Raw genomic sequence first — 12,512 nt, forward strand, 5'->3', positions numbered from 1 at the left:
AGGAATAGGATAAAAATGAGAATTACCGGGACTTATCTGGAGTTTTGCCTAAATGCTTCGGGTGAAACTGCAGTGTGTTTTTTAAAAAAACGGATAAAGTAGGAGGGATCTTCATAGCCTAAATTATAGGCAATTTGGCTTACTTGATTAGAAGTAGCCAACAATTGGCGTTTGGCTTCCAAAACAATGTAATCGTTGATGATTTCCGAAGGCGTTTGGTTCAGCAAAGCTTTGGTCACAGCACTGAGTTGATAGGAAGAGAGGTGCAATAACTCGGTATACTGTGAGACTTGTTTGTGGGTGGTGATGTTGGCTTCCACCAAGGCTAAAAACTGTTCCAGTTTTTCCTGTGCATACGGAGTACTCTTTGCTGCAGGTAGTACTTTATCCTGACGCTGGCGAAGCAGTTCGATAAGGAGTATGCTCAGATTGGCCTTCAATATTTCCTGATAGCCTTTGGCCTGAATACGGTATTCTTTCAGCGCTTCGGCAAGTAAGGTGTTTATCTTATCGAATCCTTCCGGTTCCAGTTGGTAGAAAGAAAACTGAATCAACTTGGTCAAATGGTTTTGAGCCGCGCTGTTATGCGAATATAAAAAGTCAGTTTTAAACTGAAGCAGGTAACCTGAACTTCCGGCTTTTAAATCAAGTTGGTGAACCTGTCCGGGCCGCATCATAAAAACGGTATGGTCATTTATTTCATAATCGGTAAAGTCAATGGTGTGCTGTCCGGCTCCTTTTTTTATTACTAATAAAAAGTAAAAATCGTGCCTGTGCAGCTCCTGAACCATCGGTTCATTTGCCAATAAAGGGGTGATGTCTTTAATGGTATAGTTGCCGTCCGGTTGAGGTTCTTTTTGCGTTTTAAGATGTCGTATCGGAATATTTTCCATTGGGTATGACTTAACAGTTTCAAAGATAAATAAAGTTTTATTGAAATTCAGGTGTCGCACCCTTAAGAGAATCTGAATGGAAAGGAAATGCTTCTTTACGGTTGCTGGACTCTATGATTTGATTGTTTGCTGTATTCATGCTTTCCGCGCCCGTAGGGGTAACGCTTTCAAGATTACTCTCGATTATTTTATGGTCCTCCGCAATGATTTCTTCCATGGTTTTTTTATAAGCAGCTATACTCACAGGGTTATCCGAATCTATTGTTGCGGCAGGTTTCTTCAAGGGATTAGTACCGGATGTCGTTGCAAATCGCGCGGATGGGAATTGTCCCTTCGAATGACCTTGGGTGTTTGTCCGATTGGCGGCAAAAACAGCATTGCTGATTAAGATTACGGCGATAACAATCTGTACAAGATTGATATGACACATTTTTTTAAAACTGTTTTTGGGTTGTTTGTTTCCCATGTCTAAAAGGGAATCTGAGGAAGTTGTTTTTGATTTCATGTTGTATTGTTTTGAATTATTGTTTCATGCTTTTGGTTTTCATTGCAAATGTACCGGGCGAATGATGCATTTGAAAGACAATGAAGTGTCAGAAAAGGACAGTGGCTTACTTTGAAACAGGGTGTTTGTATACGAACAAAACCGCTATAATAGCGGTTTTGTTTTTGTGGGTTGCACTGATTAGTCACAAGTAGCGCAGGAGCAATTGGAAGCATAGTTGCAATCAATGCAGGTACAAGTTGAATTGTTGCATTTTTCATTTTGAGCTTTCATGGTTTCCGGGTTCATTTTTACTGTTTTTTTCATGATTCCATTTTTAATGATTATTGATAATTGATTGTGATTTTTGATTGATTCCGTTACAGACTGATTAGTCGGGTCTCGGGTGATGATTGAAACGTAAAGTTATTTTTGGGTATAGGGGCAAACTTCTTTCAGATTATAATCTAACAGTAGTTTGGTAATGTTTTCAAACTTTGGCCCATATTGGGATTTCACCCTTTCCAAACATTGATTGATGATATACCGATTGTCAGCATGGGTATACTTTACAACAGAAGCTTTCTTAAACGAATCCTCATCTGATTTTGAAAGATTATCGGGGAGTAAGATATGCACTTCATCCGGTTCAAAAGAGCTCAGCGATCCGGTAGGAACAATGGTCAATCCGTATTTTGAAGTGATGGACGTACCGTGGTTCATAAAGGTTTCCAATGCCGAAGGGAAGGTTCGGTGATAGGTGTCCAATACCGCTGCCAACGAGAGTTCATTTACGCCATCCTGAAGTAAGATGCCTGCTTTTCTGTTTTTCTTTAAGAAAATCTTGTGGGCAATGGTAAACTTGTGGCCGGTGGTAATCGCCACACTTTGATGCTCTGTTTTAATATCTGCATATGGATAGTGGATGTCACTCATTACCCGTTCCTGTGTTCTTTGTCCGAACAACTCCCGGATGATGGTTAAACTTCCCTCCACCGCATTGGAAACTCCAGCGGTACTGTACAGATTATCACTTTTGGTCACCGAAAGGTTTTGAACCCATAGCGGTTTCGGGAAAGCTTCTTTGCTCTCTTCAAACATAGAGGCATGGGTGGTAAGAGGCTTTCCGTCATATAAGCCGCTAGCTGCAGCGACCAGGGAACCCGCACAAATCGAAAGAACTTTGGTCTCAGGGGTAGTTTTTTCTTTAATCCATCGGATAACGGACGATTTCGGATCCTTAAACACACCTACCATTGCCGGAATGACAATCACATCGGGTTTAATTTTCAGGGAATCCAATTCGGCGAAAGTCATATTGGGGTAAATATAGGCCCCAGCCAACAACACTATCGGGCTATTATTTTAGGCTACTACATATACGTTGGCTTGTTGGGTAACATTGAAAAGATAGTATGGGGCCATCAGGTCAAAAATCTCGGTGCCCTCATTATGGGCTACAATAACCACCGTTTTTTTAGACGGATCATAGGTGACTGGTTGTACATCGTGTTTGACGGTACTGTTGTAAACCGGTACCTTTTCAAATTCCCGCAGGGGTTGACAGCCGGTATACACCAATGCGGATACCATTAAAATCAGGGCGGCAGCCCATTGTTTTCTTTTGTTTTTCATTGTTCTTTTGTTTTGATTCATAATTTGTAGCGAGGGAATACTATTCCTGTTTTTTTAACACTACAAATTTATGATGGCCGTTAGGCTCCCTATTGACAACAAAGCGTCATAAAAGGACAACTTCTTTTAGAGTGATTAATACGGATATCTACGCAAAAAGCCGCCCCGGAACGGAGCGGCTTTTTAGACCCATGTGAAGGCATTGCATTACTTACACCCGGGTAGTTAGTTCATATTGATTTTTAATCAGTCCGTAGTAGGCAATCAGTAGAAAAGCAATGGCTTGCATGGCGGTAATGATGGCGGTGGAGGTTGCTGTCCAGGTGAAACCGACATATAAAAAGCCAATCCCCGAGAGGGTGAGCGCATAAATACTGTTTTTGTCAAATTGTTTTAAAAACTCAAAAACCAGTATTTGCAGCAGGGCAGTAGTAATTCCAATAATCAGCGGTATCATAATGTATTGTTTTAAGTGAATGTTCCTTTTTGTTTGGCAAAGATAGGTTGGTCACTTAGCCGTTAAAATGACAATTATAGGACATATGAGGACAAGAGTAGGGCGTCTTTGAAGAGACAATTCCTTGTTCTAAAAACAAAAAGCCCTCTAAAGAGGGCTTTTGAATAGTTTGTTTGAGCCTATTACTCGTCTGATTTGTTTTTGAGTTTCATCAGCAGAGTATAGGCCCCTTTGGTGATCACCGTGTCAGAAGCTAGTTGGTCTCCGTTCAAGATTTCAACAAATCCCTTTTCTTTGTTGCCGAGCGTGACTTCGGTAATTTTATATTGGGCTTTTCCTACCACGATAAATACATAATCTTTTCCTTCGTAATTGACGATGGCTTCTTCGGGTAAAGTCAGCACATTATTACTTTTGACCTCTATTTCGGCATTCATATACATGCCCGGTAACAGGGTTTTGTCATAGTTTTCAAAATGACAATGTACCTCGGCCGAATGCTCATCCACCGATAAGTCTTTGCTGATTAAGATGATTTCGCATAGGTGCTTGTTCTCCGGTTGGTTGTTGGTGTAGGCCACTAACTTCTGACCGATGGCCAATTGGGTAATGTCTTTTTCAAAAACCTTTAAGTTGAGGTGAATGTCAGTGGGGTTGATGAGTTCAAATAATACATCCGCCGGGTTTACATATTTCCCGATATTTACATTCACTTTGGATACAAATCCGGTAATAGGGGCGTAGACGTTCACGCTTTTGGAGATATTCTTTTCAGATAAAGTGGCAGGATTGATGTTAATCAGTTTCAGTTTTTCACCCAACGCACTCAGGGTGATGCGAAGTGTTTTGTAATCTGCATCCGCCAATTGGTATACTTTGTCACTGCTGGCCTGATTTTGATTTAACTCTTTTTGACGGTCGTATTCCTTTTCGGCATAATACAATCTTGATTTTGTCGTCAAATAATCCTGTTGCAGTTGCACATATTGTTGGTCTTCCATCGTGGCGATGACTTCGCCTTTATTGATGTGCATACCCGGTAACAGTTTGGTCGATTTTAAATAGCCTCCCAATGGCATGCTGATGGACACCAAGTTTTGGGGTGGCACATCAATTTGTCCGTTTACCTTTAAAACGGATGAAATGGATTTTCTTTCCGGGGAGGCTGTCGCTAAGGCCGCGTTTTTCAATTGCGCTTCCGTAAGCGTCACTATAGATTCATTGATGGATTGGGGTTCGGCAGCCGCTTCTTCTTTTTTCGATTGGCAACCCAAAGCCAATAAGCTGAGGAGCGTTATGATGGTATTTTTCATGCTGTTAATTTTTTGAAGTGAGGTAGTGGAGTTGAATCACCGCGTCGTTATACTGATTCACGGTATTGATGTAATCGTTTTGTATGGCAATACTTTGATGCATCAGCATTACCCAATCCAGGTAATTGATTTCTCCGTTATAGAATTGTTTGTTGGCTGTATTGCTGATGATTTTGGCATTGGGCAGCCCGGTTTTCTCGTAATACTCTAATTGGGTCACACTTTTTTGGTACTGCGATCGCGCATTCCCCAACTGTTGTTGCACTTGTAATTTCCCATTTTGAAATTCGTTTTCAGCAATGGTTTCCGCTAGTTTGGACGCTTTGATTCTCGCTTTTTGGGCGCCGCCAAAGAGAGGAATGCCCAACCCCAACTGTGCCGATTGAAAACGGGTGGATTTGTCATACAGCACATTGTCAGCCCCGGTTCCGGTAATGGTGGTGCTGTTGTACCCCAAAGTGATACTCGGCAAAAGTTTGGCGCGTTCTGCTTTGGTCGCCGCGGCACTGACCTTTTTTTGTTGCTCCAAAAGCTGTACAGTAGGATGTTGAGCCACCCCGGTGCTGTCGATGGTGGCGTTGAAGGACAGTTTCAATGCGTCAGCTACCGGTATCGCGGTGGTTTCTGTATTTAAAAGCAATTGAAACCGACTTTGCCACACCGCTTTTTCCTGCTGCAATTGGCTCAACTGCGCTTGTATAGTACCCTGCTGGGTTTCGGCTGTGGTTTTTTCCAGTATGTTGCTTTCCCCTTTTTTAAAACGGAGTGTGGCCTTTTGTGCAAATGCGGCAAACAGGCTGTCACTTCTTTGGAGTAAGCGTTCTTTTTCGGTCAGGTACACCAAGGTGTAAAACAGTTGGGTCACCTCTTTTTTCAATTCCGCTTCTTTCAACGTCACATTCAACGTGGCTGTTTTCCATTCTTCGGTATACAGTCGCTTTTGTCTGCTGTACACGGTAGGAAAATTGAACGATTGGGCCACACCAATGCGGTTGTCGTTGTAGTTGCTGTTAATCTGTCCGTAATCGCCGCTAATGGTCGTTGCCGGCAGATTGGCAGCGGTTTTAATCAGCTGCTTTTGGTAGTCGGCTTTCAAGCGTTCATTCTTGATGGACGCATTGTTTTTCAGCGCCGTTTCAATGGCGGCCTCCAAACGAATGGCATTTTGTGCTTGTGCTTTTGTTGCCGATACCGAAATAAGCAATACCACCACCGTCATTGTTTTGGGCAGCGATTTCAGTTTTATTCCCTTTTCAAAAGTGACATATAAAATAGGCAGTACAAAAAGCGTCAGGAAGGTGGCAATCAATAAACCGCCGATTACTACGGTGGCTAACGGACGCTGTACTTCGGCACCGGCGCCATGGCTTAACGCCATCGGTAAAAATCCTAATGAGGCTACAAAAGCCGTCATCAATACGGGACGCAAACGGACTTTGGTTCCCATTAAAACAATACGATGTAAATCGGTCATGCCTTCTTTTTTTAATTGATTAAACTCTGAAATTAATACGATGCCGTTCAATACGGCCACACCAAAGAGTGCGATAAAACCAATGCCGGCACTGATACTGAACGGCATGCCTCGCAAGGCCAGGAAGAAAATACCGCCTATAGCGGAAAGCGGAATCGCAGAATAAATCAGCAAGCCCTGTTTCACCGAGTTGAAGGCAAAAAACAGCAAGAGGAAGATGAGCAGTAAGGAAACAGGTACCGCAATCAGTAAGCGTTGCTTGGCCTTGTTTAAATTCTCAAACGCACCGCCATACGTGGTATAGTAACCCGTAGGCAGTTTGATTTGTTTATCCACCTTTTGTTGCAATTCATTCACTATGCTTTGCACATCACGGCCTCTGACATTGAAACCTACTACGATGCGACGCTTGGCATCTTCCCGTTGGATTTGGTTGGGGCCGTTTTTGATGCTGACATTGGCCAGCTGGGACAACGGAATTTGGGTTCCCTGCGGGGTCGGAATTAATAAATTTTGAATGTCTTCCAGGTCTTTGCGTTGATTAGTATGGAGTCTGACCACCAAATCAAATCGCTTTTCTCCTTCAAACACCAAGCCGGTGGTTTGTCCAGCAAAAGCGGTATTGACCACTTTATTGATATCGTCAATACTCAAATGGTATTGGGCAATGGTGTTGCGGTTGTAGTCAATAACGACTTGCGGCATACCGGTAACGGGTTCAATGAATAAGTTTTGGGTACCTTCCACGGTAGTCACGATTTTCCCCAGTTTTTGGGCGTAGACAGCCAAAGTGTCGAGGTTTTCCCCAAAGATTTTACATACTACATCTTGTCGGGCTCCGGTCATTAATTCATTGAAACGCATTTGGACCGGATATTGAAATCCGGCGGTGATGCCCGGTACATCTTCTAAGGCTTTGCTCATTTTTTCCGCCATTTCATTAAAGGTCTTGGCCGATTTCCATTCGCTTTTGTCCTTCATGATGACCATCATGTCACTGGCTTCCATCGGCATAGGGTCGGTAGGGACTTCACCACTGCCTATTTTAGTCACCACTTTTTCTACCTCGGGAAATTGGGTTTTTAAGATGTGGGCCGCTTTTTGAGTGCTTTCGATGGTGGTGGTCAAATTGCTGCCGGTGAGCACCCGGGTATCTACGGCAAAATCGCCTTCTTCAAGCGCCGGGATGAATTCGCCTCCCAGAAAGCTCAACGTGATTACGGCGATGACAAACAAACTGAGTACCGTGGTCAGTACGGCTTTCGGGTAGCCTAAGATTTTGTTTAACGCGTGTTGGTATCTTATTTCCAACCCAATCATCAGTCGGTCGGAAAGATTGGGTTCGTGTTTTATTTTTTTACTCAAAAACAAAGCACTCATCATCGGGATGTAGGTCAAAGACAAAAGAAAGGCCCCCAATAAAGCAAAAGCAACCGTTTGTGCCATCGGTTTGAACATTTTGCCTTCAATGCCTTCGAGCGTGAATATGGGAAGGTACACAATCAAGATGATGATTTGACCGAATACGGCACTGTTCATCATCTTACTGGCGGAACTTTCCACCGTTTTGTCCATTTTGGATTGGCTCAGGGCTTCTACTTTGCTGAACTGTTTACTGTGTGCCAATTGGTGCATTACCGCTTCCACAATAATGACGGCACCGTCAACAATCAATCCGAAATCCAGTGCTCCTAAACTCATCAAATTGCCGCTCACTCCGAAAGTATTCATCAATATAATGGCAAACAACATGGCCAACGGAATGACGGAAGCGACTAACAGCCCGGCTCTGAAATTCCCTAAAAACAATACCAAAACGAAGATTACAATCAGCGCCCCTTCCAGTAAATTCTTTTCTACGGTACCAATGGCGTTATTCACCATTTTGGTTCGGTCTAGGAACGGTTCAATCACCACGCCTTCGGGCAAGGTTTTTTGAATTTGCACCACGCGTTCTTTGACATTTTGAATCACATCGCTGCTGTTGGCCCCTTTGAGCATCATCACGACCGCTCCCGCCACTTCACCTTCATCGTTATAGCACATGGCGCCATAGCGGGTGGCATAGCCTATCCTCACTTCGGCCACATCACGGATAAATAAGGGCGTTCCGGAAGCACCGGTTTTGATGGCAATGTTTTCGATATCCTCCGGTTTTCCAATGAGCCCTTCACTTCGGATGAATAGGGAAGTGGCTCCTTTTTCAATATAGGACCCTCCGGTGTTTTGATTGTTTTTTTCAACGGCAGTAAAGACATCGGCAATCGTAAGGCCATACGATTGTAATTTGTTAGGGTTCACGGCAATTTCGTATTGCTTTAGCTTCCCGCCAAAACTGCTGACTTCGGCTACGCCTTTAACACCCAGCAACTGTCTTCTGACAATCCAGTCCTGTATGGTTCGTAAGTCGGTTTCCGAGTATTTTTTTTCGTAGCCTTTTTTGGGGCGAACCACATATTGGTAAATTTCCCCAAGCCCCGTAGACACGGGTCCGAGTTCGGGTGTGCCTATGCCTTTGGGTATTTCGGTTTGTACTTTTTGCAAACGTTCCGCCACCTGTTGCCGTGCCCAATAGATATCGGTTTCATCATCAAACACGATGGTGACTAACGACAATCCGAAACGGGAAAAGCTTCTGATTTCCTTTAAGCCGGAAATGTTGGTATTGGCCTGTTCAATGGGAAAGGTGACCAAGCGTTCAATATCGGTAGCGCCAAATGAAGGCGCAATGGTGATGACCTGTACCTGATTGTTGGTAATATCCGGCACCGCATCAATGGGTAATTTAGTGGTTTGGTACGCACCATACACCACAAGGCCAATTACCATAAGCCCAACGAGGAGTTTGTTCCTTACGGAAAACTCGATAATTTTATTTAACATGAAAGTAAATGGTATTTCGTTTTGAATTCAATACACGTCACCACACACACATCTCAGATGTTTGCGGTAGATTCAGAATAAAAAACTAACACATCTTGGGTGGTTGCCAAATAGAGGAAAAGTAACCAGGTGAAAAAGAAAAATGATACCCAAAGTCGGTCTTTTTGCTGCCGGCTTTGAAGAGGGGTTTGCGGGTGAAATCGTAGTTTACCACCGGTTGGCAAAAGGTAATGCTGGTACAGCTGCAATAATTGTGAGACTTGAAGGGCAATCGCATGTCTTTATCGAAATCATCGTCATTCACATCGCCATGAGCATAATGGATGCACATAAAGTCCCAAAGCGTCATTTTGGGTTTTTCTTTTTTGTGCTCCGTATAATGCTCTGCCATCAGCGGCAGTTTGAGCAACTCACTCAACTGGGCGGTAGTGAACAAATAAGTGACCGTAAAAAATAAGACAATCGCATTTTTCATCACTACAAAGATTAAAAAAAAGATTCCATAAAAGCAAGCTGGCTACTCTAAAAGTAAGTGAGGTGGGGATTGTTTTGCAACAATAGAGGCTGTTTTACAAAACTTCCAATCGTTTCTACGTATCGGATGGACTTACACCAAGTCGGTAGATTTCGCAGAGCAGTATTTAATCTCATTTTAGGAGGAGTGCCTCAGCTTTGCAGAGGTGGGGTGGTACCAGAGTATCAGCGGAGCCTGGTCGGGTGATGCTAATTACAAAAGAGAAAGGACTTATTATTCCCATGAATACCAACAACTGTAAATCTAATCTTATATCAAGTCGTTAGTTTGCACTATTTTGCATGCTAATGCTTTGTAATTAACCTTATTAATTACATTTGTCGGCTGTTCCGTTTTTAAGTTTCGCTTACAGCTGTCAGTTGATTAAGATTTACAAATTAATGAAGAATTATTTTTACGCCCTGGGGCTGCTGGTACTGTTGTGCTTCAGCGTGACTCCGTTACATGCCCATACGCTTCAAACAGTTGCCATAGACTGTGCAGCTCCCACCACACAACCCAGTGGACTTACCTTTGTCAATACATTCAGTGATTATACCTTTGGGTCGTTTACCGGCACCACAGCCAATGGATATTTGGTACTCATCAGTAAATCATCGGCATTGTCTGCCGCACCGGTTGACGGTGTGACTTATACCGTGGGCGATACACTGGGCAACGCTACAGTGTTGAGTGCTTCCTCTGCCATAGGTTTTGAAGCCTATGCCTTAACGGCTACTACCACTTATTACGTTGTTGTTTACGCCTATAACGCCAACGTAAACTGTAGTGTCAGTATCAAATACAATACGGTTACTCCTTTAACCAATAGCTTTACCACGCCGCAGGCACCATCAGTTAAGCCGAGTGCCCAGCCCACTAATTTGACCATCAGTTCCACAACCAGTACCACCTTAGCCGGGTCGTTTACTGGCTCGGGAGGATATTCGTATTTGGTTGTGGTTAGTCCCTTTTCCAGCCTTAATGCCGCTCCTGTAGAGCGTGGTGTGTATACGGTTGGCAACACTCTGGGTAGGGGAAAAGTAGTCAGTGTGGGCAATGCCACGTCATTTACCGCCACAGGCTTGCAGCCCAATACCGCCTATACTGTTTTTGTATACGCTTATGCTGATGGCAGCAGTTGTTTTTGCGGAACCAATTACCTCACCCAGGCACCGCTGACCCTTTCGGCAACAACTGACTATCCGCCTTGTAATGCGCCGACTTTCCAGCCAACGGCATTGGTATTTAATACGCCAACTGCCGACAGTTTGTCGGGCTCGTTTACCACGACCACGGCCGATAACTATTTGATTGTTTACAGTACTTCGGCTTCCCTGAGTGCGCAACCCAATAACGGAACCACCTATACCGCAGGAGCTACTTTAGGTAATGCAACCGTTTTGTCGGTAGGCAGCAGCAATTTGTTTAATGCCACGGGTTTAACCGGAGGGACTACCTACTATTTTACCATTTTTGCCCTAAATAATGCTTTATGTGTTGGCGGCCCTGCCTATAATACGGTTAGCCCTTTGAAAGGAAGCGTAACCATTACGTCTTCTGTTTTGCATTACTATTTTGGTAATTTCCATTCCCACAGTGAGTACAGCGATGGTACCGGATTGCCTTCGGGCGATTTTGCCTATGGTGATGCTGCCAACTGTATGGATTTCCTGGGTATCAGCGAGCACAACCACGTAGCGGCAGGGATGGCATTGGCCAATTGGAGTGCCGGTCGCGCTCAGGCTGCTGCGGCTACTACGCCTACCTTTTTAGCGCTTTATGGCATGGAGTGGGGTGTTATCTCGGGAGGCGGACACGTAGTAGTATATGGGGTACCCGATTTATTAGGGTGGGATCCCGGACAATACGAGGTGTATGTTGCGAAGAATGATTACACCGGTACCTCAGGTTTATTCCCTACGATTAACAGTTACGGCAATAATGCCTTTGCTACTTTGGCACACCCCAATAACACCGATTATCAAGGCATCATGAGTACCTATAACGCCCAGGCAGACAATGCTATTGTGGGTACGGCAGTAGAGAACGGCCCCTCAACATCAACCAATACCACTTATAGTGATCCACCCTCCTCAATGGCGTACCTGAGTTATTACCGCAATATGTTGGCTCGGGGCTATCATTTAGGTCCTACCATAGACCATGACAACCACAATGTTACCCACGGGCATACTACTTTGGGACGAACGGTAGTTTTGGCTTACAGCCTCACCGAAAACAGTATTTTGGATGCCATGCGTCACATGCGTTTTTACGCCAGCGAAGACTGTTCGGCTCAAGTAGCCTATACCATAGGCACTAATCCTATGGGAAGTATCATCTCGTCTTCGGGAGCGCCTGTCCTTAGTGTTACCACCACGACGTCGAGTGCGGTGACCTCATTAAAAATTTATGCCGGTGTTCCGGGTAGTGGCAGTAATGCTACCGTACTGGCCAGCAGTACCTCGGGTACCTTCAATTATACCGACAGTACTTTAACGGCCGGCAGTACCCGTTATTATTATATCGACATCACGGAAGCCGATGGGAAAAGAATCATTACTTCCCCTATTTGGTACACGCGCTTATAAACGATAAGCCGCAACCGCTTACGTCAGCCTTGCTGGCTGTCAGTTGCGAAGGTACTATCCCGCAAGTGGCTCGGTACTTGGTCGGTACTTGATGGGTACTTGATGGGTACTTGTTGGGTGTTTTTATAAAAATAAATACAATCCAAAACACGACTGTCACCCTGAGCTTGTCGAAGGGAAGGGTTAAAGAACTTCCTTTTTTTATATTAAAAAATCACTCAGAAAATGCCGAGCCGATAGGTACTGGCGTTAACGGATTTGTTTT

General features: G+C 44.1%; 10 protein-coding genes. 1 reads left to right on the top strand and 9 read right to left on the bottom strand.

The features are described 5' to 3' along the window. Positions 1-32 precede the first annotated feature (32 nt). From ACSVH6_RS04465 to ACSVH6_RS04505, 9 genes are all read right to left on the bottom strand, one after another. Positions 33-893 (bottom strand): helix-turn-helix domain-containing protein, encoded by an 861-nt coding sequence (locus ACSVH6_RS04465; RefSeq protein WP_438075991.1) that lies wholly within the window; start codon positions 891-893, stop codon positions 33-35. Between the two features lie 37 nt (positions 894-930). Continuing rightward, positions 931-1,398 carry a hypothetical protein gene (locus ACSVH6_RS04470; RefSeq protein ID WP_438075993.1) on the bottom strand — a complete coding sequence of 156 codons (468 nt, stop codon included), beginning with the start codon at positions 1,396-1,398 and terminating at the stop codon, positions 931-933. A gap of 180 nt (positions 1,399-1,578) precedes the next feature. Further along, positions 1,579-1,704 carry a hypothetical protein gene (locus tag ACSVH6_RS04475; RefSeq protein ID WP_438075995.1) on the bottom strand — a complete coding sequence of 42 codons (126 nt, stop codon included), beginning with the start codon at positions 1,702-1,704 and terminating at the stop codon, positions 1,579-1,581. A 99-nt stretch (positions 1,705-1,803) separates the two neighbouring features. Further along, complete coding sequence (locus ACSVH6_RS04480; protein WP_438075996.1) at positions 1,804-2,727, bottom strand: DJ-1/PfpI family protein; 924 nt, start codon at positions 2,725-2,727, stop codon at positions 1,804-1,806. 15 nt (positions 2,728-2,742) lie between these two features. Beyond that, positions 2,743-3,012, bottom strand: coding sequence for a hypothetical protein (locus tag ACSVH6_RS04485; protein ID WP_438075998.1), 270 nt, complete (start codon positions 3,010-3,012; stop codon positions 2,743-2,745). Positions 3,013-3,223: 211 nt separating this feature from the next. Beyond that, positions 3,224-3,469 (bottom strand): DUF6010 family protein, encoded by a 246-nt coding sequence (locus tag ACSVH6_RS04490; RefSeq protein ID WP_438075999.1) that lies wholly within the window; start codon positions 3,467-3,469, stop codon positions 3,224-3,226. A gap of 182 nt (positions 3,470-3,651) precedes the next feature. After that, entirely contained in the window at positions 3,652-4,782 is a 1,131-nt protein-coding gene (locus ACSVH6_RS04495) for an efflux RND transporter periplasmic adaptor subunit (RefSeq protein WP_438076001.1), read from the bottom strand. Positions 4,783-4,786: 4 nt separating this feature from the next. Further along, a complete protein-coding gene (locus ACSVH6_RS04500; RefSeq protein ID WP_438076003.1) occupies positions 4,787-9,139 on the bottom strand; it encodes a CusA/CzcA family heavy metal efflux RND transporter in 4,353 nt (1,450 codons plus the stop codon). Between the two features lie 85 nt (positions 9,140-9,224). After that, entirely contained in the window at positions 9,225-9,614 is a 390-nt protein-coding gene (locus ACSVH6_RS04505; RefSeq protein ID WP_438076005.1) for a hypothetical protein, read from the bottom strand. A 440-nt stretch (positions 9,615-10,054) separates the two neighbouring features. On the opposite strand from ACSVH6_RS04505, the gene ACSVH6_RS04510 reads away from it, so the two are divergent. After that, positions 10,055-12,247, top strand: a complete 2,193-nt coding sequence (locus ACSVH6_RS04510; protein ID WP_438076007.1) for a CehA/McbA family metallohydrolase — start codon at positions 10,055-10,057, stop codon at positions 12,245-12,247. Positions 12,248-12,512 lie beyond the last annotated feature (265 nt).

This window comes from Flavobacterium sp. XGLA_31 (assembly GCF_051547105.1).
In the GTDB taxonomy this organism is placed as follows: domain Bacteria; phylum Bacteroidota; class Bacteroidia; order Flavobacteriales; family Flavobacteriaceae; genus Flavobacterium.

Coding starts and splice junctions, on each gene's coding strand:
- ACSVH6_RS04465 (WP_438075991.1), bottom strand. CDS start 893: ATGGAAAATATTCCGATACGACATCTTAAAACGCAAAAAGAACCTCAA.
- ACSVH6_RS04470 (WP_438075993.1), bottom strand. CDS start 1,398: ATGAAATCAAAAACAACTTCCTCAGATTCCCTTTTAGACATGGGAAAC.
- ACSVH6_RS04475 (WP_438075995.1), bottom strand. CDS start 1,704: ATGAAAAAAACAGTAAAAATGAACCCGGAAACCATGAAAGCTCAAAAT.
- ACSVH6_RS04485 (WP_438075998.1), bottom strand. CDS start 3,012: ATGAAAAACAAAAGAAAACAATGGGCTGCCGCCCTGATTTTAATGGTA.
- ACSVH6_RS04490 (WP_438075999.1), bottom strand. CDS start 3,469: ATGATACCGCTGATTATTGGAATTACTACTGCCCTGCTGCAAATACTG.
- ACSVH6_RS04495 (WP_438076001.1), bottom strand. CDS start 4,782: ATGAAAAATACCATCATAACGCTCCTCAGCTTATTGGCTTTGGGTTGC.
- ACSVH6_RS04500 (WP_438076003.1), bottom strand. CDS start 9,139: ATGTTAAATAAAATTATCGAGTTTTCCGTAAGGAACAAACTCCTCGTT.
- ACSVH6_RS04505 (WP_438076005.1), bottom strand. CDS start 9,614: ATGAAAAATGCGATTGTCTTATTTTTTACGGTCACTTATTTGTTCACT.
- ACSVH6_RS04510 (WP_438076007.1), top strand. CDS start 10,055: ATGAAGAATTATTTTTACGCCCTGGGGCTGCTGGTACTGTTGTGCTTC.